General features: G+C 65.2%; 22 protein-coding genes. 6 read left to right on the forward strand and 16 right to left on the reverse strand.

All coding sequences use genetic code 11. The features are described from left to right. Positions 1–44 precede the first annotated feature (44 nt). A complete protein-coding gene (locus LGQ10_RS12085) occupies positions 45–1,403 on the reverse strand; it encodes an amidase (protein ID WP_226525666.1) in 1,359 nt (452 codons plus the stop codon). 393 nt (positions 1,404–1,796) lie between these two features. Between LGQ10_RS12085 and LGQ10_RS12090 the strand changes: the two genes are divergently transcribed. Beyond that, positions 1,797–2,798 (forward strand): GntR family transcriptional regulator, encoded by a 1,002-nt coding sequence (locus LGQ10_RS12090; protein WP_058434415.1) that lies wholly within the window; start codon positions 1,797–1,799, stop codon positions 2,796–2,798. A 146-nt stretch (positions 2,799–2,944) separates the two neighbouring features. Here the strand turns inward: LGQ10_RS12090 and LGQ10_RS12095 are convergent, their stop codons facing one another. After that, a complete protein-coding gene (locus tag LGQ10_RS12095; RefSeq protein ID WP_226525667.1) occupies positions 2,945–3,247 on the reverse strand; it encodes a ribbon-helix-helix domain-containing protein in 303 nt (100 codons plus the stop codon). A 14-nt stretch (positions 3,248–3,261) separates the two neighbouring features. Beyond that, on the reverse strand, positions 3,262–3,843 hold the full coding sequence (locus LGQ10_RS12100) for a DJ-1/PfpI family protein (protein WP_226525668.1): 582 nt from the start codon (positions 3,841–3,843) through the stop codon (positions 3,262–3,264). A 281-nt stretch (positions 3,844–4,124) separates the two neighbouring features. Between LGQ10_RS12100 and LGQ10_RS12105 the strand changes: the two genes are divergently transcribed. Then, a complete protein-coding gene (locus LGQ10_RS12105; protein ID WP_226525669.1) occupies positions 4,125–5,039 on the forward strand; it encodes a DMT family transporter in 915 nt (304 codons plus the stop codon). On the opposite strand, the gene LGQ10_RS12110 is transcribed toward LGQ10_RS12105, so the two are convergent. From LGQ10_RS12110 to LGQ10_RS12120, 3 genes are all read right to left on the reverse strand, one after another. Next, on the reverse strand, positions 5,027–6,244 hold the full coding sequence (locus LGQ10_RS12110; protein ID WP_226525670.1) for a class I SAM-dependent methyltransferase: 1,218 nt from the start codon (positions 6,242–6,244) through the stop codon (positions 5,027–5,029). The genes LGQ10_RS12105 and LGQ10_RS12110 overlap by 13 nt on opposite strands. A gap of 142 nt (positions 6,245–6,386) precedes the next feature. Then, entirely contained in the window at positions 6,387–7,004 is a 618-nt protein-coding gene (locus tag LGQ10_RS12115; RefSeq protein WP_058434410.1) for a TPM domain-containing protein, read from the reverse strand. 30 nt (positions 7,005–7,034) lie between these two features. Further along, positions 7,035–7,793 carry a TPM domain-containing protein gene (locus tag LGQ10_RS12120; RefSeq protein ID WP_058434418.1) on the reverse strand — a complete coding sequence of 253 codons (759 nt, stop codon included), beginning with the start codon at positions 7,791–7,793 and terminating at the stop codon, positions 7,035–7,037. A gap of 83 nt (positions 7,794–7,876) precedes the next feature. On the opposite strand from LGQ10_RS12120, the gene LGQ10_RS12125 reads away from it, so the two are divergent. Beyond that, the gene (locus tag LGQ10_RS12125) at positions 7,877–8,293 is read left to right on the forward strand and encodes a hypothetical protein (RefSeq protein ID WP_226525671.1); all 417 of its coding nucleotides are present in this window, start codon (positions 7,877–7,879) and stop codon (positions 8,291–8,293) included. 39 nt (positions 8,294–8,332) lie between these two features. On the opposite strand, the gene LGQ10_RS12130 is transcribed toward LGQ10_RS12125, so the two are convergent. Then, a complete protein-coding gene (locus LGQ10_RS12130; RefSeq protein WP_226525672.1) occupies positions 8,333–8,941 on the reverse strand; it encodes a LemA family protein in 609 nt (202 codons plus the stop codon). A 383-nt stretch (positions 8,942–9,324) separates the two neighbouring features. Between LGQ10_RS12130 and bglX the strand changes: the two genes are divergently transcribed. After that, a complete protein-coding gene (bglX, locus tag LGQ10_RS12135; protein WP_058436333.1) occupies positions 9,325–11,616 on the forward strand; it encodes a beta-glucosidase BglX in 2,292 nt (763 codons plus the stop codon). A gap of 248 nt (positions 11,617–11,864) precedes the next feature. Here bglX and LGQ10_RS12140 read toward each other — a convergent pair whose 3' ends face one another. The 9 genes from LGQ10_RS12140 to LGQ10_RS12180 all read right to left on the reverse strand — a co-directional run bounded on the left by LGQ10_RS12140 (position 11,865) and on the right by LGQ10_RS12180 (position 21,314). After that, on the reverse strand, positions 11,865–13,022 hold the full coding sequence (locus LGQ10_RS12140) for a phospholipase D-like domain-containing protein (RefSeq protein ID WP_226525673.1): 1,158 nt from the start codon (positions 13,020–13,022) through the stop codon (positions 11,865–11,867). Between the two features lies 1 nt (position 13,023). Continuing rightward, positions 13,024–13,605: a YceI family protein gene (locus LGQ10_RS12145; protein ID WP_058438622.1), complete on the reverse strand. Its 582-nt coding sequence runs from the start codon at positions 13,603–13,605 to the stop codon at positions 13,024–13,026. Positions 13,606–13,892: 287 nt separating this feature from the next. After that, complete coding sequence (locus tag LGQ10_RS12150; RefSeq protein ID WP_226525674.1) at positions 13,893–14,666, reverse strand: IclR family transcriptional regulator; 774 nt, start codon at positions 14,664–14,666, stop codon at positions 13,893–13,895. Between the two features lie 85 nt (positions 14,667–14,751). After that, positions 14,752–16,215, reverse strand: a complete 1,464-nt coding sequence (locus LGQ10_RS12155) for an amidase (RefSeq protein WP_226525675.1) — start codon at positions 16,213–16,215, stop codon at positions 14,752–14,754. Next, positions 16,212–17,522, reverse strand: a complete 1,311-nt coding sequence (locus tag LGQ10_RS12160) for a citrate-proton symporter (protein ID WP_226525676.1) — start codon at positions 17,520–17,522, stop codon at positions 16,212–16,214. Before LGQ10_RS12160 ends, LGQ10_RS12155 begins: the two co-directional genes overlap by 4 nt. 102 nt (positions 17,523–17,624) lie before the next feature. Next, positions 17,625–18,800, reverse strand: coding sequence for a M20 aminoacylase family protein (locus LGQ10_RS12165; RefSeq protein WP_226525677.1), 1,176 nt, complete (start codon positions 18,798–18,800; stop codon positions 17,625–17,627). A 123-nt stretch (positions 18,801–18,923) separates the two neighbouring features. Next, positions 18,924–19,253, reverse strand: a complete 330-nt coding sequence (locus LGQ10_RS12170) for an amidase (protein WP_226525678.1) — start codon at positions 19,251–19,253, stop codon at positions 18,924–18,926. Further along, positions 19,250–20,347: a serine hydrolase domain-containing protein gene (locus tag LGQ10_RS12175; RefSeq protein WP_226525679.1), complete on the reverse strand. Its 1,098-nt coding sequence runs from the start codon at positions 20,345–20,347 to the stop codon at positions 19,250–19,252. The genes LGQ10_RS12170 and LGQ10_RS12175 overlap by 4 nt, the downstream gene beginning before the upstream one ends. A gap of 70 nt (positions 20,348–20,417) precedes the next feature. Next, positions 20,418–21,314, reverse strand: a complete 897-nt coding sequence (locus LGQ10_RS12180) for an acyl-CoA dehydrogenase (protein WP_058434774.1) — start codon at positions 21,312–21,314, stop codon at positions 20,418–20,420. 141 nt (positions 21,315–21,455) lie between these two features. On the opposite strand from LGQ10_RS12180, the gene olsB reads away from it, so the two are divergent. Next, positions 21,456–22,211, forward strand: a complete 756-nt coding sequence (gene olsB, locus LGQ10_RS12185; RefSeq protein WP_058434775.1) for an L-ornithine N(alpha)-acyltransferase — start codon at positions 21,456–21,458, stop codon at positions 22,209–22,211. Beyond that, positions 22,211–23,005: a lysophospholipid acyltransferase family protein gene (locus LGQ10_RS12190; RefSeq protein ID WP_058434776.1), complete on the forward strand. Its 795-nt coding sequence runs from the start codon at positions 22,211–22,213 to the stop codon at positions 23,003–23,005. The genes olsB and LGQ10_RS12190 overlap by 1 nt, the downstream gene beginning before the upstream one ends. Positions 23,006–23,010: the final 5 nt, after the last annotated feature.

Raw genomic sequence — 23,010 nt, forward strand, 5'->3', positions numbered from 1 at the left:
CGGCCTCCAGTGATTGCTTGTTGTTGGAAAATCGTCGTCGGGGCTTAGCGCGGCAGCGCCGCCTCCAGCGCCAGGGCAGCCTCCAGCAGTTGCCGGTCATGGCCCTGGGGCAGGCTCAGCAACAGCCCGGTGGGCAGGCCCTGGGCATCGCGGCCGCTGGGCAGGGCCACCCCAGGCATGTCGAGGAAGCTGCCGGGCATGGTCAGGCGCAGGGTCGCCAGGTTGGTCCGGGCAAACAGCTCGTCGTCCTGTTCCAGGGGTGCCAGGGGCGGCGCCACATGGGCCACGGTGGGGGTGATCAGCACTGCGCCGTCCAGTTCGTCCTGCAGCTGGCGCTGCAGCTGGCGCCGCGCCTGGTACAGCCGCAGCAGCTGGCTGGCGGGCATCTGCCGGGCGCTTTCCAGGCGCCGGCGCACCCGCGGATCGAGCTGCTCGGCGTACTCGCTGTCGAGCAAGGGCTGGTGCAGGGCAAAGGCTTCGGCGGCGCCGAGCCAGCCCTGCTCCTGGATCAGCTGCAAGGTGGCTTGCAGACTGTGCAGCGGCCGTTGCTCCACCAGCGCCCCGGCCTGTTGCAGGCGTTCGATGACCACCAGCAGGTTGGCCCGCACCGCGACCTGGGTACGGCTGTCATCGAGCACCTGCAGATCGACCCAGAAGCGTTGCCCGGCCAGGCTGCGGGGCAGCGGTAATTGCCGGGGGTCGCCACCGCGCAACAACCCGTCGATCAGCCAGGCATCGCGCACGCTGCGAGTCAGCGGCCCGAGGCTGTCGAGGGTTTCGGCCAGGGGAAACACGCCCTCGCGGTCATGGCGCCGGGACGAGGCGCGATAGCCCACCAGGCCATTGAAGGCGGCGGGAATGCGGATCGAACCGGCAGTGTCGGTGCCCATGGCGATCGGCACGACACCGGCCGCCACCGCCACCGCGGAACCGGCCGAGGAGCCACCGGGAATCCGTGGCTGGGCATCGCTGTGGGGATTGATCGGGGTGCCGAAGTGCGGGTTCAGGCCGAGCCCGGAGTAGGCGAACTCGCTGAGGTTGGTCTTGCCCAGGCTGACCAGCCCGGCCCGGCACAGCTGTCGCACGCTGGGCGCATCGACCTTGGCCGGTGCTGCATCGCGGCGTACCTGGGCGGCGGCGGTGGTGATGCTGCCGGCCACGTCGAACAGGTCCTTCCAGACCAGGGGCACGCCATCCAGCAGGCTCAGCGGCTGGCCATCCCGCCAGCGGGCGGCAGCTGCCTCGGCTTCGCGCCGGGCCCGGATCGGGCACAGAGAAATGAACACATGGGGCGTTGCCTCGGCCAGCGCCAGGGCTTGCTCCAGGACCTGGACCGGATCGGTGCGGCCCGAGGCAAAGGCTTGTGCCATGGCCGTGGCGTCATTCAGCGAATCAGGGTGCATGGTTCACTCCGCAAAACCTTAAAAATGTACTAAATATTAAAATGTACATTTTATTCAGAGCAGATTCCGTGCCATCTCAAGGCGACGAGAGCACCGGCAGCTAGCCGACAATCTGCAGATTGGCCTGGAATATCGAGCCAGACTGGGTTGCTGGGAAAAACCGACCGGCGACCGGCGGAGAAAATCCTCGGTAAAGGTTCCTGGATTGAAATAATGTATCTTTTAATAAAAAGTACATTTTAGTGCAGAAAGGTAACAACCCACCCAGGGCGGCCCCAGGACGGGGCAACCAAACGTGGTACTCAGTGACACTTGGCAACTGTGAGAGAATCCCCGGCCACCGCGGCCCGGCAACGGGCTCGTCAGCCAACGGCAACAGCCCCAGAGGAACCGATGAAAGCAGTGTCAGCAGAGGACCCGCGCACCGCATCGCGCTACGCCATGATCCGCCAGGTCTTGCGCGACGCTATCCTCCAGGGCACCGCCCTGCAGGGCCTGGTGCTGCTGGAAGCACCGCTGGCGGAACTGTTCGGCACCAGCCGAGTGCCGGTGCGCAAGGCCCTCGACCTGCTGCATGGCGAAGGCCTGATCAGCCGTTTTGACGGCCGCGGCTACCTGATCAACCCCCAGGGCCGGGAGATCGAACCGCTGCGCCTGCCCCTGAGCCATGCCCACCTGGGGCTGGCCAGCGACGAAGAACTGGTGGACACCCGGCCCCTGGGGGAACGGATCTACGAAGAACTGGGTAGCGCCCTCTCCACCTGCATCGCCTTCGGTCATTTTCGCCTCGACGAACAGGCCGCCGCCGAGCACTACGGCGTCAGCCGCGCGGTAGTCCGCGAGGCGCTGATGCGCCTGCGCGATCGCGGCCTGGTGGAAAAGGAGCCCTACTCCCAATGGCTGGCCGGGCCACTGACCGCCCGGGAAGTCACCGAGGACTACGAACTACGTGCCTGCCTGGAACCCGAGGCCCTGCGCCAGAGCGCCCCCGGCCTGGGTCGCGAACGGCTGGAACAGATGCTGGAACGGGTGACCCTGGCGCAGCAGGCCGAGCACTGTGGCCTGGAGGCCCTGGAACGCCTGGAGGAAGACCTGCACCAGCACTGCCTGGGCGGCTTGCAGAACCGCAAGATGGCGGCGCTGATCCGCCAGGCCCAGAGCCCGATGATCATCAATCGGATCTTCTACCGCCTGCTGGGCATCGGCGCCGACCCGGCGATGCTCGCCGAGCACCGGCTGATTCTCGAACTGCTGCTGCACGGCGCCTACGACGCTGCGGCCCTGAACCTTCGAGAACACCTGCAGCGCGCCCGCCAGCGCATGCTGCAACGCCTCAAGGTGCTGTCGGTGCTCCCGGAACCGGAGCTGCCGGGTTTCCTCAGCAAAATCAGCTGAGCCCTGTAGCCGCTGCCGAGCCCGCGAGGCTGCGCAAAGGTCCGCAGGACCTTGCTTGGCGATCTACCGCCGGACCTTTCGCAGCCCCGGAACCTTGCGCCCCTTCGGGGCGTGCGCAGCTTCGCAAGCTCAGCAGCGGCTACGGGTCACCGGTTCAGGCGAACCAGACTGAGGTCTGGAGCGGCATTGCGCCGCTGGCTCAGGTAGCGGGTGCAGCTGACCCGCAGGAAGGAGGCGAAATTCACCACTTCGCCGCGGTAGTCCATGACTTCTTCATACAGTTTGGCAATCAGCTGGTTGGTGGTCATGCCGTCCACTTCGGCGATCTCGCTGAGGATGTCCCAGAACTGGTTTTCCAGGCGCAAGGTGGTGACCACGCCACAGATGCGCAGCGAGCGGGAACGGGATTCGTAGAGAATCGGGTCGGCTTTGACGTACAGCTCGCACATGGCATGGCCCTCGCCTATAGGGTGATCTTGGTGCCCAGCAGGCCCAGGAAACCGGCCAGCCAGCTGGGGTGCGCCGGCCAGGCCGGGGCGGTGGCCAGGTTGCCTTGGACGTGGCCTTGGGTCACCGGGATATCGATATAGGTGCCTCCCGCCAACCGCACTTCCGGGGCGCAGGCCGGGTAGGCGCTGCATTCGCGGCCTTCGAGGATGCCCGCCGCCGCCAGCAGTTGCGCGCCGTGGCACACCGCGGCAATCGGCTTGCCGGCCTGGTCGAATTGCTTGACCAGTTGCAGCACTTTTTCGTTCAGGCGCAGGTATTCCGGAGCACGGCCACCGGGGATCAGCAGGGCGTCGTAATCGCTGGACTTCACCTGGGCAAAATCGAAGTTCAGGGCAAACAGATGGCCCGGCTTTTCGCTATAGGTCTGGTCGCCCTCGAAGTCGTGGATCGCCGTACGCACGGTCTGCCCGGCGCTCTTGTCGGGGCACACCGCATGCACGTGGTGACCGACCATCAGCAGGGCCTGGAACGGCACCATCACTTCGTAGTCTTCGACGTAGTCGCCAACCAGCATCAGGATCTTTTTCGCGGCCATGGAGTGGACTCCTTTCAGGGAAAGACGTAGGCAGAAGGAGTGTTCAAGGTAGTCCCAATCCGCCGACCCGGGTAATAACGGGGTACTACAGCGGCAAGCTGCAGGCGGCAAGCGGCAAGCGGATGCCCTGATTCTTGCAGCTTGTGGCTAGTGGCTTGCCGCTTGCCTCTGCTGTTCTCCAACTGTACGGACAACTCTGCACCCAGCTGTAGCAGCGGGGTCACGCGGCTTTATGGCTAGATGCAGGCACCTGTGTCCCTGTGCGAATTCTGGTAGCCATCATGTCCTCACGCGAAAACACCGGCATGGCCCTCGGCCTGCTGGGTGTCATCATTTTCAGCCTGACCTTGCCCTTCACCCGGATCGTGGTGGAGCAACTGCACCCGTTGCTCAACGGCCTGGGACGGGCGCTGTTCGCGGCCATCCCGGCAGCCTTGCTGCTGCTCTGGCGCCGGGAGAAATGGCCAACCTGGAAACAGGTCAAGGGCCTGAGCGTGGTGATTCTCGGGGTGATCCTGGGCTTTCCGGTGCTGTCGGCCTGGGCCATGCAGACCCTGCCCGCGTCCCATGGCGCCCTGGTCAATGGCCTGCAGCCGCTGTGCGTGGCGCTGTATGCGGCGTGGCTGTCCCACGAGCGGCCGTCGAAGGCCTTCTGGGGCTGCGCGGCCCTGGGCAGTGCACTGGTGCTGGGTTATGCGTTGCTCAGCGGCGCGGGCAGCATCCAGGCCGGTGATTTGCTGATGCTCGGGGCGATTGCCGTAGGAGGCCTGGGTTATGCCGAAGGGGGCCGGCTGGCGCGGGAAATGGGCGGCTGGCAGGTGATCTGCTGGGCACTGGTGCTGTCCACGCCGCTGCTGATCGGCCCGGTGTGGTACCTGGCGGCGCAGCATCAGGGGGCGATTTCCATGAGGACCTGGTGGGCCTTCGGCTACGTTGCGCTGTTTTCCCAGTTCCTGGGATTTTTTGCCTGGTATGCCGGGCTGGCCATGGGCGGAATTGCCCGGGTGAGCCAGATCCAGCTGTTGCAGATCTTCTTCACCATCGCCTTTTCCGCCCTGTTCTTCGGTGAGCAGGTGCAGCCCATTACCTGGGTGTTCGCGGTGGGCGTGATCCTCACCGTGGTCCTGGGGCGCAACACCGCGGTGCGCCCCGCTGCACCGCTCCCCACTCCGCCGGCCAGCCCTCAGCCGAGGTAACCGTCGGCCTTGAGCAGGGTTTCCAGGCAGTGCTCGCTGATCTGGTAGAAGGCCTTGAGCTCTTCGATCCTGGCCAGCAGTTGGCTGGGGTCCACCGGATCGGCGCGCTTGACCGCCAGAATCATCTTGTTCTTGTTGGTGTGCTCCAGGGAAATGAACTCGAAGACCTTGGTTTCATAACCGCAGGCTTCCAGGAACAGCGCCCGCAGGCTGTCGGTGACCATTTCCGCCTGCTGCCCCAGGTGCAAGCCGTATTGCAGCATCGGCTTGAGCAGCAGCGGGCTCTGGATCTGCTGGCGGATCTGCTTGTGGCAGCACGGCGAGCACATGATGATCGCCGCGCCGGAGCGGATGCCGGTGTGGATCGCGTAGTCGGTGGCGATGTCGCAGGCATGCAGGGCGATCATCACTTCCAGCTGGCTGGGGGCCACGCTACGCACGTCACCGCACTTGAACACCAGGCCCGGGTGCGCAAGGCGCTGCGCGGCGGCGTTGCACAGGGTCACCATGTCTTCGCGCAATTCGACGCCGGTGACGTCGCCCTCGACCTTGAGGGTGTTGCGCAGGTAGTCGTGGATGGCGAAGGTCAGGTAGCCCTTGCCGGAGCCGAAATCCGCCACCCGCACCGGCTGTTCCAGGCTAATTGGCGAACTGCCCAGGGCGTGGCTGAAGACCTCGATGAACTTGTTGATCTGCTTCCACTTGCGCGACATCGCCGGAATCAGCTCATGCTGCTTGTTGGTCACCCCCAGGTCGGCGAGGAACGGCCGGCTGAGGTCGAGGAAGCGATTCTTCTCCCGGTTGTGCTCGGCGGACGGTACATCGCGCTGGGTTGGCGGCTTGCCCTTGAACAGCGAGCTCTTGCCCTTCTTGCTGTATTCCAGCTGCACCTCATCGGTCAGGGTCAGCAGGTGGGCGTTCTTGAACGACGCAGGCAGCAGCTCGGCGATAGCGGCAATGCCTTCGTCCAGGGAGAAGTTCTTGATGATGTCGCGAGTCTTGTAGCGGTAGACGAAGGACAGGCACGGCTGCTCCTTGACCGTCAGCTGCTTGATGATCAGCCGTTGCAGGTCCGCCTCGGCCCCCACGTGCTTGGCCAGCACCAGCTTGATGAAGGCGTTTTGCACCAGGCTGGTCTCCAGCCATTGCAGGAACTGGGCATGGTGATCCGGCGCGGGCCGGGCGGAAGGGGCAGTAACGGACATGGGGGCAGGTGCCTCGGGCGGTGCGGGGTGCGAATCGGGAAATGGCAGGTATTTTAGGGGGGATGGCCCGTCGGGGCACGGAGTTATTGACCCGACGGCGCAGATTCTTCAGCAGGAGGCGCCAGGGGGCGCCTCTCGGGATTCAGTTGAGCACCACCAGGCGATTGGGCAACTCGTTGCGCGACTGGGTCAGGGGCACGTGCTCCTTGAGCAGTTCGCCGCTGGCCTCGATGCAATCGAGAAAGCCCTGCAGCGTCTGGCCTTGTCTCACCTGCCGGGTGAAGGCGCGGACTATCACGTCCCAGCGCTGGTCGTCCAGGCGCCGGGAAATGCCTTCGTCCACCAGGATCTCCACGTAGCGCTCGGCCTCGCTGACGAAGATCAGCACCCCGGTACCGCCCACGGTGTGGTGCAGGTTCTGCTCGAGGAACTGCCGTCGGGCGAGGTTCGAGGCCCGCCAGTGGCGTACCGAACGCGGGATCAGCCGGGTGGTGATCCACGGCAGGCGAAACACCAGGCACAGCACGATGAAGGTCGCCCACTGCGCCAGCAGCAACAGGTGCATGTTCAGCCAGCCGGTGATGTAGTGCACCAGGCCCGGCACCACCAGTGCCAGCAAGCTGGCCCAGAGCAGCGGGATATAGGCGTAGTCGTCAGCCCGGGCGGCCAGCACCGTCACCAGCTCGGCATCGGTCTGCTGTTCCACCCGGGCAATGGCTTCGGCCACTTGCCGTTGTTCATATTCATTCAGTAATGCCATGTCGTTGGATATCCGCTTTTTTATTTTGAGTTACCAGCCACCGGACGAACCACCGCCGCCGAAGCTGCCACCGCCACCGCTGAAACCACCGCCGCCCCCGGACCCGCCACCAAAACCGCCGCCCCCGAAGCCACCGCCACCGCCGCCGCGCCCGCTGGTGGTCGTGATGAAACCGAGGGCCTGCGCCACCATGACTCCCAGGATGAACAGCAGCACCAGGAAGATGAACAGCAACGGGTGGCGCTGGACAAAGTCATCCCGGTCACTGCCTTGACCCGTGTCATAGGCGGTGGCCGGTTCATCCAGAGGCGTCCCGCCCAGCACCAGGAGCATGGCCGCGACACCGTCGCCGATCCCCTTGCTGAACTGCCCGTTCTTGAACGCCGGGGCGATCACCTGGTTGATGATCACCGAGGCCTGGGCGTCGGTCAGGCGATCTTCCAGGCCATAACCCACTTCGATGCGCAGCTTGCGCTCATCCCGGGCGATGATCAGCAGCGCCCCGTTGTTCTTGTCCTTCTGGCCGATGCCCCAGTGGCGCCCGAGCTGATAGCCGAAGTCCTCGATGCTGGTCCCTTGCAGGTCCGTGAGGGTCACCACCACCAGCTGTTCGCCGGTGGCCTTCTCGTGGGCCGCCAGTTGCTGGGTCAACTGGGCGCGCACGGTCGGCTCGATCAGTTGTGCATCATCCACCACCCGCCCGCTCAGGGCCGGGAACTTCAGTTCGGCCTGGGCCGAAACCGCGAAGACCCAGAGCAACAGCACCAGGCCGATTTTATAGAGTCGCATCAGCACCTCGTCCTTAATGATTGTCCGCTTGTGCTACCAACTGCCGGAGGCCCGCCAACGCCAAAACTGCCACCGCCCCCCCCGTGAAGCTGCCCGAATCGGAACTTGAGCTGGAACTCGAACTGCCGGAGTCGAACCAGTCGAATGAGCTGCTGGACCCCGAATCGCGCTCGGCCCTGGGTTCGCGTGTGGATGGATCATCGTTGGCACGGCTTGGCTCAACCTCGCTGCTGCGCCACGAAACCAGGATCGCGCCCGGGGGCAAAACGGCGAACACCAGGAAGAACAACACCTTGAACCACCACATCCATTCGATTGCCTGGTACCAGCTTTTCTCTTCCGAGCGATACACCAGCATCCGCCGCTCGTTGGACGCCAGTATGCTCACTATGGAGGTGGTCCCGGCAATGATCCCGGACGAGTACAGGTCGTCCTTGAAATACGGAAGGATCGACCTCTCGATATTGTTGCGCCAGGACGGCGCCGCTCACCAGCCATAGCCACGGCAGCGCGCATTGCAGTGCGCTGCCCATGGTTCCTCAGAACTTGACTTGCGGGGCTTTGTCAGCGTCGGGGCTGGTGGCCTCGAACGACTCGCGCACCGGCAAATCGCTGTACATCAGGCTGTGCCACAGGCGACCGGGAAAGGTGCGGATCTCGGTGTTGTACTTCTGCACCGCGAGGATGAAGTCACGACGGGCCACGGCAATGCGGTTCTCGGTGCCTTCAAGCTGGGATTGCAGGGCCAGGAAGTTCTGGTTGGCCTTGAGGTCCGGATAGCGCTCGGACACCACCATCAGGCGGCTGAGGGCACCACTGAGCTGGTCCTGGGCCTGCTGGAACTGCTTGAGTTTTTCAGGATTGTCCAGCGTGCTGGCGTCCACCTGGATCGAGGTGGCCTTGGCCCGTGCCTCGATCACCGCGGTCAGGGTCTCCTGCTCGTGCTTGGCGTAGCCCTTGACGGTCTCAACCAGGTTGGGGATCAGGTCGGCACGCCGCTGATACTGGTTCTGCACCTGGCCCCAGTCGGCCTTGACCTGCTCGTCCAGGGTGGGAATGTTGTTGATGCCACAGCCGCTGAGCAGGCTGGTGAGCAGCAACAGGGCCGCGACGGGCCAGCTCGAGCGCAGGCTTTGGGTGATGTTCATGGGTGGGGCTCCTTGCACAACCTGGTTGAAGAGAATCTTTTGCCCGTTCTTGCAGCGCTGGCAGGGCAAAATCTACCGGCGCTACTGGAATGCATCGGGCTGATGGGCTAAAAGATGCCCAGCGCGAAAAAGAGTTCAGAAATAAGGCGGTGTGAAAACGTCGCGAGTGAAGGCAAGACAAGGCAAAAACAGGAGAGGAAGCGGAGTGTAGGAGCCTACATGAGCATTCCGAGCCTGTTTTTAACGCCGTATTGTCGAACGCAGCAGTTTTCACACGGCCTGAAGTGTGCGGGAATTATCTGAACAACAATAGTCGCTCCCTAAATTTTGGCTGCTCGACGCGTCACTCATGCGTCGGTCCTGAGCCCTTGAGAACAATATTCATGAAGAAGCTGTGTTTGCTGGGGCTGCTGGTCAGCCTGGCCAGTCACCCTGTATTGGCCGAGTCTGCCCCGGTCCCCTTGGAAAACAAGGAAGCCTTTATCACCGATCTGCTCAAGCGCATGACCCTGGAAGAAAAGATCGGCCAGTTGCGGCTGATCAGCATCGGCCCGGAAATGCCCCGGGAGCTGATTCGCAAGGAGATCGCCGCCGGCAACATCGGCGCCACGTTCAACTCCATCTCCCGCCCGGAAAACCGGCCGATGCAGGACGCGGCCATGCGCAGCCGGCTGAAGATCCCGATGTTCTTCGCCTATGACGTGATCCACGGCCACCGGACCATCTTCCCCATCAGCCTGGCCCTGGCCTCCAGCTGGGACATGGACGCCATCGGCCGCTCCGGACGCATCGCCGCCCAGGAAGCCAGCGCCGACAGCCTGGACATCACCTTCGCACCGATGGTCGACATCTCCCGCGACGCACGCTGGGGTCGAACCTCCGAGGGCTTCGGCGAAGACACCTACCTGGTCTCGCGCATCGCCAAGGTCATGGTCAAGGCCTACCAGGGCCAGAGCCCGGCTGCGCCCGACAGCATCATGGCCAGCGTCAAGCACTTCGCCCTGTACGGCGCCGTGGAGGGCGGTCGCGACTACAACATCGTCGACATGAGCCCGGTGAAGATGTACCAGGACTACCTGCCGCCCTATCGCGCGGCGATCGACGCCGGTGCCGGCGGGGTAATGGTGGCGCTGAACTCGATCAACGGCGTGCCCGCCACCTCCAACACCTGGCTGATGAACGACCTGTTGCGCAAGGACTGGGGCTTCAAGGGCCTGGCCGTCAGTGACCATGGCGCAATCATCGAGCTGATCCGCCACGGTGTCGCCAAGGACGGGCGCGAAGCCGCCAAGCTGGCGATCAAGGCCGGCATCGACATGAGCATGAACGACTCGCTGTACGGCAAGGAGCTGCCGGGGCTGCTCAAGTCCGGCGAGATCGAGCAGAAGGACATCGACAACGCCGTGCGTGAAGTGCTGGGCGCCAAGTACGACATGGGCCTGTTCAAGGACCCGTACCTGCGCATCGGCAAGGCCGAGGACGATCCGGCCGACACCAACGCCGAAAGCCGGCTGCACCGCAGCGATGCCCGGGATATCGCGCGGCGCAGCCTGGTCCTGCTGAAGAACCACAACGACACCCTGCCGCTGAAGAAGACCGCGAAGATTGCCGTGGTCGGCCCGCTGGCCAAGGCGCCGATCGACATGATGGGCAGCTGGGCCGCCGCTGGCGTGCCGGCGCAATCGGTGACCCTCTACGACGGCATGCGCAATGTGCTGGGAGACAAGGCCCAACTGGTGTACGCCCGGGGTTCCAACATCACCGCCGACAAGAAGGTGGTGGATTACCTGAACTTCCTCAACTTCGATGCCCCGGAAGTGGTGGACGACCCGCGTCCGGCCCAGCAGATGATCGACGAGGCCGTGAAGGCCGCCCAGGCCTCGGACGTGATCGTTGCCGCCGTGGGTGAATCGCGGGGCATGTCCCACGAGTCCTCGAGCCGTACCGAGCTGAACATCCCTGCCAGCCAGCGCGACCTGATCAAGGCCCTCAAGGCCACCGGCAAGCCCCTGGTACTGGTACTGATGAATGGCCGGCCACTGACCCTGCTGGAGGAAAACCAGCAGGCCGACGCGATCCTGGAAACCTGGTTCAGCGGTACCGAGGGTGGCAACGCCATCGCCGACGTGCTGTTCGGCGACTACAACCCTTCGGGCAAGTTGCCGATCACCTTCCCCCGCTCGGTGGGCCAGATCCCGACCTACTACAACCACCTGACCATCGGCCGGCCGTTCACCCCGGGCAAGCCGGGCAACTACACCTCGCAGTACTTCGACGACACCACAGGACCGCTGTTCCCGTTCGGCTACGGCCTGAGCTACACCAGCTTCAGCCTGTCGGGCATGGCCCTGTCCTCCACTACCCTGCACAAGGGCGGCAAGCTGCAAGCCAGCGTGACGTTGAAGAACACCGGCAAGCGCGACGGCGAGACCGTGGTGCAGTTGTACATCCAGGACGTGGCCGGCTCGATGATCCGCCCGATCAAGGAGCTGAAGAACTTCCAGAAGGTCATGCTCAAGGCCGGTGAAGAGAAAGCCATTCACTTCACCATCACCGAGGACGACCTGAAGTTCTACAACGCCCAGCTCAAGTACGCCGCCGAACCCGGCGACTTCAACGTGCAGATCGGCCTGGACTCCCAGGACGTCGAGCAACAGAGCTTCGAACTGCTCTGATCCCCCGCACCGGCTGGCGCATGACCTGCGCCGGCCGGCTGCCTCTGCAATGTCTAGAATCTCTGCACGTCCACAACCCCTGCAATTTCTGTAGCCGCTCCCGAGCCTGCGAGGCTGCGCAAAGGTCCGCAGGTCCTTGCTTGTCGATCTCCCGCCAAACCTCCATCGGACTCACGACCGCCGCGACCGCTTCGCGCTCGTGCGCAGCCTGCGGCAGCGGTTACAGCCAGCCGTATCAGGCGTGACGGTCAGCCACGCCGATCCAGCAGGTTGACCACCAGGCGATCGACCCATCCCCAGATCCGCTGCTTGATCCGGCGCCACAAGGGCCGGTTGCGCCACACCGCCAGGCTGACCTCCTCGCTCTGGGCGAAGTCCGCCTCGAAGCTCGCCGTCACCGCGGCGGTCAGCGCCGGGTCCAGGGCCTCCAGGTTGGCTTCCAGGTTGAAGCGCAGGTTCCAGTGGTCGAAATTGCACGAGCCGACGCTCACCCAATCGTCCACCAACACCATCTTCAGGTGCAGGAAACACGGCTGGTACTCGAAGATCCGTACCCCGGCCTTGAGCAGGCGCGGGTAGTAACGGTGCCCGGCGTAACGCACCGCCGGGTGATCGGTACGCGGTCCGGTCAGCAGCAGGCGCACGTCCAGGCCCCGGGCTGCGGCCTTGCGCAGCGAGCGACGCACCGACCAGGTGGGCAGAAAGTATGGCGTGGCCAGCCAGACACGTCGCTGGCCACTGTGCAGTGCCCGGATCAGCGAATGCAGGATGTCACGGTGCTGGCGAGCATCGGCATAGGCCACCCGGCCCATGCCCTCGCCGGTGTCAGGCAGGCGCGGCACCCGTTGCAGGCCAAAGTCGGCGCTGGGTTTCCAGGCGCCGCGATAGAGGTTGGCGTCCCACTGGCGATCGAACAGTACCTGCCAGTCAGCCACCATCGGGCCGCTGATCTGCACCATGACCTCGTGCCAGTCGCAACTGTTGCGTTCCGGCAGCCAGAATTCGTCGGTGACCCCGGTACCGCCCACTACCGCCAGGGAATGGTCCACCAGCAGCAGCTTGCGATGGTCGCGATACAGGTTGAGAAAGCCCTGGCGCCATCGAAGGCGGTTGTAGAAGCGCAGCTCGACGCCGGCCTCGGTCAGGCTGCGGCGCAGGGCCTGGGTGAAGGCCAGGCTGCCGTAGTCGTCGAACAGGCAGCGCACCCGCACGCCACGCTCGGCAGCCTGGACGAGGGCCTGGACCATGGCTTGCGCGCAGGATCCGGCTTCCACCAGGTACAGCTCCAGTTCTACCTGCTGCTGGGCGCGGGCGATGGCCACCAGCATGCGTGGGAAGAACGCCGGGCCGTCGATCAGCAGTTCGAAGCGGTTGCCTTCGCGCCAGGGGAAAACCGCTCCGCGCATTTCAACGCGCCGTGAAGATCAGCACCGCACCCACCGGCACCGAAAAACTGATGGCCGAAAGCCCAGCGGCCTTGCGCAGGCTGTCGAGGCCAGGCGCCAGGTTGAAGTCTTCGGCATTGAGGACCAGGGGTTCGAGGGTCACTACCTGGAAACGTCGCTCGTCCAGGCGCGTAGCCAGCAACTCGGCGTTATAGGTGTGCTCCTGGCCATGCAGGTTCACCGTGACCGGCAGCAATAGCTCGATCTGCGCACCATTGGCCAGGTCGTTGATCGGTCGCAGATTGATCTGCGCGCTGATCTGGGCCTCGGCAAACTGCTGGACCTGGAACAGGTCCTGGCGCATGCGTTCATCGCGCAGGGGAATGCCGCTGCTGACCGAGTCGAGTTCGATCTGCAACTGAGCCAGGCCCTTGCCATCGACCTTGCCGTGCAGCACCAGAAAACGCTGGACCTCGGCAATGCTGGCATTCTTGGTGGTCACGAAGGACACGCGGGAGGATTCGTTGTCCAGGTACCAGTTGGCCTGGGCCGGCAAGGCCAGCGCTGACAACAGGCCGAGAAGAAGGCGGATCGGAGTACGCATGCAAGCTCCCGTGAACAGAAGGCGCCACCTTAACCGGCTGCCCGAAGGCTGGCAAACCCCCAAGCCACCGGTTACCGGGGCCAGAAGCCATAGGTGTAGCCCAGATGGAACCGTTCGGAACGATGGCTGATGATCCCAGCCGGCTCTTGGGAGCAGCCCCCACCGGGCTCGCCCCACGGTGGCCAAGCTCTGCTGTCCCAGCTGCCAGGGTTGCGGGTCTATGGTCGAAGCTGCATGGCAAAGGGCAATCGCTTCCCCTGGGTGGAACCCAGGCGCAGGGGGTGGGCTCAGGCGAGGTTTTTCTGCAACTGGACAACGGTCTCGGCGAGCAACCCCAGGTACTGGTGGCGCACCTGCTCGACACAGGACACGTCCTGGGGCCAATGCAGGGCGATGCTGCCGATCACCCGGCCGTCCACCAGCAACGGCAAGGCCACGGCGCGGATCAGGAACGGCAGGCGCATCGGGTATTCCCAGTAGCCTTCGGTGCGCTGGCCGCACCCCAGGTGCTGGAACTGCACGCACGGCAGCTGCCAGGCATCGATCGGCACGCACTCGCGCGCAGCCAGGCGCTGGACTTCTGCCCAGGGCAAGGCGCCAAGGCAGGCCTTGCCCATGGCCGAATGAAACAGGCTGGCATGCTGGCCGACCACCCGGCTGCTACTGCTCGGATAGCGCTTGCGCAACACCTCGGGCACCACGCTTTCCAGCACCTCCAGATGTTCGCCATCGAAACTCGACAGATCGCTCACCAGCCCAGTGCGGGCGCTCAGTTCCAGCAGCCAGGGGCCGGCACGCTCCGCCAGCTGGCGCTTGAAGCGTTGCCGGCTGTCACCGAACAGGCTGCGGGCACTCAGGCAGTAGCGCCGGTCGCTCAGACTGCGGTAGATCCAACCCTGCTCCAGCAAGGTCAGCAGCAGGCGCGATACCGTGGCCTTGGGCAGGCCGGTCAGGTAGTGCAATTCCTCCAGGCCCAGGGCCTGGTGCTGGCCCAGCAACTCGACAATGGCCAGGGCCCGCTCCACTGAACGCACACTGCCGCCTTCTACCTTGCTGGCCATGGTCCGAACTCCCTGCCTCGAGGATGGGTGAGGTTTTTCCCAGCAAGATGCGGGCCCCTGGACCTTGTCTGTGACGCTTGCCTGATTACCGGATATTGCCAGGAGGCCGCCGGCGAACCCACTGCGTGAGCTGTTCATGGGCATGGGCCAGTTGCAGCACGGCGTGGTCGGCCTGGGGCGGGCCGATGATCTGCATCCCCATGGGCAACCCCGCCAGGTTGAAACCCACCGGGATGCTGATGCTGGGCAGGCCAGCCAGGGTCGGACCGATGACCACTTCCATCCAGCGATGGTAAGTGTCCATTTCCTGCCCACCGATCTGGCGTGGCCAGGCCTGCCGTGCATCGAAAGGGAACACCTGGGCGGTGGGCAGCAGCAGGAAATCGTAACGTTCGAACAGGCGCAGCAGGGCCCGGTACCAATCACTGCGACTCTGGCAGGCGCGATACACATCGTCGGCGCTGAGATGGGCCGCCCCCTCCACTTCCCAGCGGGCCTCGGGCTTGAGCCAGCGGCGCGTATCCGGATCGTTGTACAGCGATCCCAGGGAGCCCTGGATCAACCAGTGCCGGTGCACGAGCCAGCAATCCCAGAGCTGCGCCAGGGAGAACTCCGGCTGGCAACTGTCCACCTCGCAACCCAGGTCGAGGAAATCCGCCAGGGCCTTCTCGCACAGCGCCAGCACCCCGGGCTCCATGGCCAGGTAGCCGTTGTAGTCCCCCAGCCAGCCCAGGCGCAGCCCTCGCACATCGCGCTGCAACGGCGCGCCCAGCTGCGCCGGGTCCTCCTTGAGCGACAGGGGAACCCGGGGGTCATAGCCCGATTGGGTCGCCAGCAGTTGGGCGACGTCGGCCACGGTGCGCCCCATCGGTCCCTCGGTAGCCAGTTGCTGGACGAACAGTTCCGGCGCCGGGCCATGGGGCACCCGGCCCAGGGAGGGCCGCATGCCGAACACGTTGTTGAACGCCGCCGGGTTGCGCAGCGAGCCCATCATGTCGCTGCCATCGGCCACCGGCAGCATGCGCAGCGCCAGGGCCACCGCCGCCCCGCCGCTGCTGCCACCGGCGCTCAGGTTGTTGTCGTAGGCATTGCCGGTGGTGCCGAACAGCTGGTTGTAGGTGTGCGAGCCCAGGCCGAACTCCGGGACATTGCTCTTGCCAACGATCAGCGCCCCGCTGGCGCGTACTCGCGCCACGCTGATGGCGTCCTCCTGCGGCACCTGCGCGGCGAACAGTGGCGAGCCCAGGCTGGTGGCCAAGCCGGCGGTGGCGGCCAGGTCCTTGATCGCCTGGGGCATGCCGTGCATCCAGCCCAGGGATTGGCCCTGGGCCAGTTGCCGGTCACGCTCGTCGGCCTCCTCCAGCAGGCGTTCAGGCTCGCGCAGCGATACCAGGGCATTGGCCTGCGGATTCAAGCGCTCGATCTGCGCCAGGTAGGCCTGCATCACTTCCCGGCAGGACAGCTCGCGGTCATGGATCGCGCGGGACAGCGCCAAGGCGTCGAGCTCGACGATCGAGTCTCCCGCCGAAGAATCATGGAGCTTGGTCAAGACGCACCTCCCAGGGGCAAGGGCGAAGGATTGTTCTGCTTGAGCGGATCGTGCAGGCAATAGATGGCCAGCAAGCTCAGCATCGATGTCGCCAGTACATAGAATGCGGGCGCCACGGGGGTGGCCAGGACCTTGCTCAGCCAGGTCACCACCAGCGGTGCGAAACCACCGAACAGCATCACGGCGACGTTATACGCCACCGACACGCCGGTCGAGCGCACCTCGATGGGAAACTGCTCGGCCAGGGCGGTGGGCGCGGGACCGAAGGAGCCGCCGATGGCACTGCACAGCAACAACTGCATCACCAGCAGGCGTTCGATGGACGGCGCCGCCACCACCCAGGCATACAAGGGGTAGACCATGGCGAAGAACGCCAGGGTGAAGGCCATCAGCACCGGCCGTCGGCCATGACGATCCGACAGTGCCCCGGCCAGCGGGATGACCAGGGTCATCAGTGCCACCGCGAGCATCTGCACCAGCAGCACCTGGTCCAGGGGCAAGCCCAGGTTGTTGTGGGCGAAGGTCGGCATGTTCACCAGCAGCACATAGAACGATACGGTGCCGCCGCAGGCCAGGCCCATGGACACCAGGATCCCCCGGCGCTGATCGCGGACCACCTGCAGCAACCCCGGGCCGGCACCACGTATCTGCTTGCGAGCCTCGACGAAGGCTTGCGGCTCGTCCATGTACTTGCGGATCCACAAGCCCAGCGGACCGATCAGCAGGCCGATCACGAACGGCAGGCGCCACCCCCACTGTTCCAGGGCCTGGGGCGTGAAGAAGTGCGTCACCGCCGCGGCCATCGCCGCGCCGCTGAACACCGCCAGGCACTGCCCCACCAATTGCCAGGAACCATACAAGCCCTTGCGGTGGGGCGGTGCGCTCTCCACCAGGTAGGCCGTGGCGCTGGCATATTCCCCCCCGGTGGCGAAGCCCTGGAGCATGCGCGCCACCACGACCAGCAACGGCGCCCCGAGCCCGATGGCCGCGTAACCGGGGGTGAACACGATGATCGCAATGGCCAGGGTCATCAGCTGGATGATCAGCAGCATCGCCGCCTTGCGCCCCTTGCGGTCGGAATAGATGCCCAGCAGTACACCACCCACCGGACGCATGAAAAAACCCACGCCAAAGGTGGCCAGGGCCATCAGCAACGAGGTGTATTCATCGCTGCCAGGGAAGAACTGGCGGGCGATGAAACTGGCGAGAAAGCCATAGATGATGAAGTCATACCATTCCAGGGCATTGCCGATGACGGCGGCAACCACCTGCCGGGTCTTGGAAACAGCGGGCGTCGAGTCGCTCATGAAAGGCTCCACACGGACTTTTGAGCCTTCTTGCGGGCTCGTTGAAGTGCCGGGCACAGGCAAGGGCGCCCGGGGAACTGGCAAATGCAGGAAGAACGACGGTCAGAGCGGCTTGAGCCAGCTTTCCACCAGGGCTCCCCAGTAGGCCGCGCCGGTGAGCAGGATGTCGTCGTTGAAGTCATAGGCCGGGTTATGCACCATCGGCTGCCCTATACCGTTGCCAATGAACAGGTAGCTACCGGGGCAGCGTTGCAGCATCCAGCCGAAGTCCTCGCTGCCCATCAGCTTGGGCGTATTGCCGTCCACCGCGTCCGCGCCCACCAGTTCGACGGCCACCTGCCGGGCGAACTCGGTCTCGGCCGGGCTGTTGACCAGCACCGGATACGCCGGGCGATGGAGGATGCTGGCGGTGCAGCCGAAGCTTTCGGCCTGGGTCTGGATGATCGCCCTGACCCGCTCCAGTACCTGCGAGCGCACCGGAGCATCGAGGGCCCGCAGGCTCAGGCGCAACAGGGCCTGTTGGGGAATCACGTTGGCGGCCTCGCCCGCCTGCAGGGCGCCAACGGTGACCACGGCCGCCTGCTGGGCATCGATATTGCGCGCGACCACTGTCTGCAAGGCCATGACCATGCTCGCCGCGGCGACCAGCGGGTCCACTGCCAGGTGTGGCATGGAGCCGTGACCGCCAATGCCTTCGACCACCACTTCGAGCAGATCCTGGGAGGCCATCATCGGCCCCTGGCGAAACCCCAGGTGCCCGGCCGGCAACCCTGGCATGTTGTGCAGGCCGAACAGGGCATCACAGGGAAAACGCTCCAGCAGGCCGTCGGCAAGCATGGCCTCGGCGCCACCTTGGCCCTCCTCCGCCGGCTGGAAGATCAGGTTCAGGGTGCCGTCGAACTGCCGGGTGGCCGCCAGGTAGCGGGCAGCACCCAGCAGGATGGTGGTGTGGCCATCATGGCCACAGGCGTGCATGCACCCGGGGTGGCGGCTGCTGTAGGGCGTCTCGCCGGTCTCGACGATCGGCAGGGCGTCCATGTCCGCCCGCAGGCCCAGGGTGCGCGGGCTGCCGCCATTGCGCAGGACGCCCACGACCCCGGTACAGCCGATGCCCCGGTGCACCTCGAACCCCCAGTCTTCGAGACAGTTGGCAACCAGTGCCGCCGTGCGATTTTCCTGGAATCCCAGTTCGGGATGGGCATGGATGTCCTGGCGAATCGCCCGCAAGTCGCCGGCGACGTCGTCGAGCCAGGCGAGGATGTGCTGGTGTCGAGTCATGGTGTCTGTCCTCCGAGCCGGGTGGGTTCCCGTTCTTGTTGTGCACGGTTCGCAGGTAGCTAACCGCGAGCCGGCGCGGGGGACAATCGAATGTGGTTCCACTGGGTGGAACAGCTGGCGGACTCAGGGATCCAGGCGACAGCCCTCGCGTGCTCCCTGCCAGGCGGCGCTGTGGGTGCGCCCCAGGGCACTGGCACTGACGCGTCGCAAAGCGGGCTCATCGACCAGGCTGCTGATGGGCAGGTACTGGCGCACGTAGCCACGGCAGTAGTCGGCCGGTTGCTGCATCACGTAACGGCAGGAGCAGTATTCCTTGGCGGTGTAGGCACCGAGGATATCCGGGAACGCCTGCAGCGCCTCGCGCTGCTGCCAGGCCCAGACCAGCAGCGCCAGCAGGCCGGCCAGCAGCAGGCAGAGCATGGGATGGCGCAGGACAAAGGCACGCCGGGTCATGGCTGCTCCGGTGTCGGGAATGCCGCCAGCACCCGCTTGAGCAACTCGTTGTGCTGATAACTGCCGTCGCGATCATCGCCGTAACGCACGATCACCAGGCGCTGCTGCGGCACGATATACAGCGCCTGGCCCCAGTGCCCCAGGGCGGCGTAGGTCTCCTGCGGCGCATCCGGCCAGGGCCTGGGTGCACCGTCCACGGCGCGGTTGAGCCACCAGTGCCCACCCGCCACCGCGACATCCTGGCCCGCCCGGTAGCCGGCGAACGGTGTGCGACAGAACTCGACCCAGGCCCTGGGCAGCAATTGCCGGTCGCGCCAGCGCCCCTCGCGCTGCATCAGCAAGCCAACACGGGCCAGGCCCTGGGCAGTCATGTACAGGTAGGAGGACGCCACGAAGGTCCCGGCGGCATCCCGTTCCCAGACTGCCTGGCTGATGCCAAGGGGCTCGAACAGGGCCTGCCAGGGATAGTCGGCGTATGGCTGCGCGCCCAACATGCCCCGCAGGCTGGCCGCCAACAGGTTGCTGTCGCCGCTGGAGTAACGAAACGCCTGGCCGGGGGACGTGAAGGCCGCCCGCTGGGCAGCGAAGGCCGCCATGTCGCGATGGCCACGGGTGTAGAGCATGGCCACCACCGATGAATTGAGCGGCGCGTACTCATAGTCCTCTTGCCAGTCCAGGCCCGAGGCCCAGTGCAACAAGTCGGCCAGGGTAATGTCCGGATGGTGCTTGAGAGGCGGATAGAACTTCGATGCAGAATCTTGCAGGGCAAAACGCCCTTCGCCAAACGCAACCCCCATGACCACCGCCAGCAGGCTCTTGCTGGCGGACCAGATCAGGTGGGGGGTCCGAGGCCCGGTCTCGCCGGCGTAGCGCTCGTAGACCAGGCGCCCATCGCGCACCACCAGCAGGGCGTCGGTACGCACGCCCTGGCGCGACCCATCGTCGCGAGGCACGAAGGCATAGTCCTCCAATGCCTGGAGCGCCGGCCCCCGGGGCTCGGGGTCACGACTCCACTGCTCGGCCGGCCAGTCCTCGGCCTGGACCGGGAGGCTGAGCAAGGCAAGCAGCACCAGCAGGATCGGGCCTTTGGCCATGGGCGACTCTCGAGAAAACCGATGACCGAGCCTAATCAAGGCTGATGACAGTTTTGCTGCAACCGTGGCGTCAATGCCCCACCGTCGACTGCAAAGCCGCCAGGGCCTTGGCCAGGCGCTTGGCACGGGCGCCGGCAGCCAGCTCGAGCAGGGCCTGGTCCCGAGTCCACTGCTCGCGCCAGAACTGCGGCCCCTGGGCGAACGCCATGGCGATCTCCGGCTTGAGCGCCTCGAACTGCACGAACAGCCCGCCCAGTAGAACGTGTCCACTGTCCTGGGTCGGGTTCTGCCGGCTGGCCTCGGCACAGCCGGCCAGCAAGCCCAGCAGTTGCAGGAGCAGGGGCTGCGGCCAGTGACTGTCCCGGCCGACGCCGTAGAGCCAGGCCGCCATGGCACTCAGGACGTAGATGTCCTCCAGGGTGCGGAACGGCTTGACGTAGGCGTCCCAGCCATCGCCGGCCAGCAGCTCGCAGGCGGCATTGTCCAGGACCAGGCAGCCGTGGCTGATTTCCGGCATCAGGGCGATGGCCGGCAGGGCCTGGACCTTGACCCCTGCCTCCCCCGGATAGACCACCGTCAGGCGCAGCGCCGCCCGCTCCCCAGGAGCCTCGCTGCGAGCCGCCACCAGCAGCCAGTCGGCGGCATCGCCAGCGGTGACGAAATCCTTGCGCCCATGCAGGCGCAGATCCTGCAGGCGAGTCTGCATGTCTGCCGGACGCAAGCTGCGACGTTCAGTCGCGCACAAGGCACCCAGGCTCAGGGGCGCACTGGGCCACAACATGCGCAATGCCGCCTGGTAACCCACCAGGAACGCCAGGCCGGGTGTCGCCATCAAGCGCCCGCCCAGCACCGCCAATTCGAAGGGCGTGACGTTGCCCAGATGGGCCAGCAAAACACCGTAACCCTCCGCCAGATCGGGGTTGGCGGGCAGTCGTTGATGGCTCTCGAGCAGGGCTTGCCAGGGCATTTCGATGGTCCTCAGGGGCTGTCACATAAGCATCACCAAAGGTTCATGGCGATGACACCGCGGCTACATAGCCTGACTTTGCACAACAAAGTCGACTGGCTGCAACCCAAGGCGGGTCGCTGGCCCGCACGGAGATTCACGATGACTCAGATCGCCCGCATCAACGACACCGGCACTGAACGCCGCCTGCAAGCCGAACGCCTGATCGGCGCCCAGGCCCTGCAGGAAGCCCAGGCCCTGCGTTTCAACGTTTTCAGCGGCGAATTCAACGCCAAGCTCAAGGGCGCGGAACTGGGTCTGGACATGGATGACTACGACGTCCACTGCAGCCACATCGGAGTACGCGACCTGAACAGCGGGCGCCTGGTAGCCACTACCCGCCTGCTTGATCACCAGGCCGCCAGCAGCCTGGGACGCTTCTACAGCGAAGAGGAATTCAGCCTGCACGGCCTGGTGCAGCTCAAGGGGCCGATCCTGGAGATCGGCCGCACCTGCGTCGACCCGGCCTACCGCAACGGCGGCACCATCGCCGTGCTCTGGGGCGAGCTGGCCGAAGTGCTCAACGAAGGTGGCTACAGCTACCTGATGGGTTGCGCCAGCATTCCCATGCAGGACGGCGGCGTGCAGGCCCACGCGATCATGCAGCGCCTGCGCGACCGCTACCTGAGCACCGAGCACCTGCGAGCCGAACCCAAGCACCCGCTGCCGAGCCTGGACCTGCCCGGCAACGTCATCGCCGAGATGCCGCCGCTGCTCAAGGCCTACATGCGCCTGGGCGCGAAGATCTGTGGCGAACCCTGCTGGGACCAGGACTTCCAGGTGGCCGACGTATTCATCCTGCTCAAGCGCGATGAGCTGTGCCCGCGCTACGCCCGGCACTTCAAGGCGGCCGTGTGATGCGCCGGCTACGGGTCTACGGGCGCATCGCCCGGGTGCTGCTGGTGGTGGCGCTGGGCCTGGGCATGGCCAGTGTCTTTGGCGTGCTGGAGCGCATGAACATCAGCAACTCCATGGTCCGCCGCCAGCGCTGGTCGCGCTTCTTCATGGCGCGCCTGGCCAACGCCCTGCCCTTCCAGGTGACGGTGCATGGGCAGATGCCACGCCAACCGATGCTTTGGGTCAGCAATCACGTGTCCTGGACCGACATCCCGCTGCTGGGCATGCTCACCCCGCTGTCGTTCCTGTCCAAGGCCGAAGTGCGCACCTGGCCGGTGGCCGGATGGCTGGCCGCCAAGGCCGGCAGCCTGTTCATCCGCCGCGGCGCCGGGGACAGCCAGTTGATCCGCAAGCAGATGACCCGGCATTTGCAGGAACAGCATCCGCTGCTGCTGTTTCCCGAAGGCACCACCACCGACGGTCGTGGCCTGCGCACCTTCCACGGACGCTTGCTGGCCAGCGCCATCGAGGCCGAGGTCTGCCTGCAACCCGTGGCGATCCGCTACCTGCGCGACGGCCAGGTCGACAACCTGGCACCCTTTGTGGGCGACGACGACCTGCTGTCTCATCTGCTGCGGCTGTTCGCCAACGATCAAGGCCAGGTGGAGATTCACCTGCTCAAGCCGATTCCCTGCCTGGGTCAGGAACGCGCGGCGCTGGCCTTCCAGGCCCAGCAGGCAGTGCACAAAGCCCTGTTCGATGATGTATTGCAGCCAGCCGAACCGCGCCGCAGCGGCGAACTGGTCGCCGCCTGAAAGGG

Source organism: Pseudomonas sp. L5B5 (assembly GCF_020520285.1).
Taxonomy (GTDB): Bacteria; Pseudomonadota; Gammaproteobacteria; order Pseudomonadales; family Pseudomonadaceae; genus Aquipseudomonas.

What these genes read in the sequence shown, in the direction of transcription:
- LGQ10_RS12085 (WP_226525666.1), bottom strand. Translation starts at nt 1,403, where the DNA reads ATGCACCCTGATTCGCTGAATGACGCCACGGCCATGGCACAAGCCTTT.
- LGQ10_RS12090 (WP_058434415.1), top strand. Translation starts at nt 1,797, where the DNA reads ATGAAAGCAGTGTCAGCAGAGGACCCGCGCACCGCATCGCGCTACGCC.
- LGQ10_RS12095 (WP_226525667.1), bottom strand. Translation starts at nt 3,247, where the DNA reads ATGTGCGAGCTGTACGTCAAAGCCGACCCGATTCTCTACGAATCCCGT.
- LGQ10_RS12100 (WP_226525668.1), bottom strand. Translation starts at nt 3,843, where the DNA reads ATGGCCGCGAAAAAGATCCTGATGCTGGTTGGCGACTACGTCGAAGAC.
- LGQ10_RS12105 (WP_226525669.1), top strand. Translation starts at nt 4,125, where the DNA reads ATGTCCTCACGCGAAAACACCGGCATGGCCCTCGGCCTGCTGGGTGTC.
- LGQ10_RS12110 (WP_226525670.1), bottom strand. Translation starts at nt 6,244, where the DNA reads ATGTCCGTTACTGCCCCTTCCGCCCGGCCCGCGCCGGATCACCATGCC.
- LGQ10_RS12115 (WP_058434410.1), bottom strand. Translation starts at nt 7,004, where the DNA reads ATGGCATTACTGAATGAATATGAACAACGGCAAGTGGCCGAAGCCATT.
- LGQ10_RS12120 (WP_058434418.1), bottom strand. Translation starts at nt 7,793, where the DNA reads ATGCGACTCTATAAAATCGGCCTGGTGCTGTTGCTCTGGGTCTTCGCG.
- LGQ10_RS12130 (WP_226525672.1), bottom strand. Translation starts at nt 8,941, where the DNA reads ATGAACATCACCCAAAGCCTGCGCTCGAGCTGGCCCGTCGCGGCCCTG.
- bglX (WP_058436333.1), top strand. Translation starts at nt 9,325, where the DNA reads ATGAAGAAGCTGTGTTTGCTGGGGCTGCTGGTCAGCCTGGCCAGTCAC.
- LGQ10_RS12140 (WP_226525673.1), bottom strand. Translation starts at nt 13,022, where the DNA reads ATGCGCGGAGCGGTTTTCCCCTGGCGCGAAGGCAACCGCTTCGAACTG.
- LGQ10_RS12145 (WP_058438622.1), bottom strand. Translation starts at nt 13,605, where the DNA reads ATGCGTACTCCGATCCGCCTTCTTCTCGGCCTGTTGTCAGCGCTGGCC.
- LGQ10_RS12150 (WP_226525674.1), bottom strand. Translation starts at nt 14,666, where the DNA reads ATGGCCAGCAAGGTAGAAGGCGGCAGTGTGCGTTCAGTGGAGCGGGCC.
- LGQ10_RS12160 (WP_226525676.1), bottom strand. Translation starts at nt 17,522, where the DNA reads ATGAGCGACTCGACGCCCGCTGTTTCCAAGACCCGGCAGGTGGTTGCC.
- LGQ10_RS12165 (WP_226525677.1), bottom strand. Translation starts at nt 18,800, where the DNA reads ATGACTCGACACCAGCACATCCTCGCCTGGCTCGACGACGTCGCCGGC.
- LGQ10_RS12170 (WP_226525678.1), bottom strand. Translation starts at nt 19,253, where the DNA reads ATGACCCGGCGTGCCTTTGTCCTGCGCCATCCCATGCTCTGCCTGCTG.
- LGQ10_RS12175 (WP_226525679.1), bottom strand. Translation starts at nt 20,347, where the DNA reads ATGGCCAAAGGCCCGATCCTGCTGGTGCTGCTTGCCTTGCTCAGCCTC.
- LGQ10_RS12180 (WP_058434774.1), bottom strand. Translation starts at nt 21,314, where the DNA reads ATGCCCTGGCAAGCCCTGCTCGAGAGCCATCAACGACTGCCCGCCAAC.
- olsB (WP_058434775.1), top strand. Translation starts at nt 21,456, where the DNA reads ATGACTCAGATCGCCCGCATCAACGACACCGGCACTGAACGCCGCCTG.
- LGQ10_RS12190 (WP_058434776.1), top strand. Translation starts at nt 22,211, where the DNA reads ATGCGCCGGCTACGGGTCTACGGGCGCATCGCCCGGGTGCTGCTGGTG.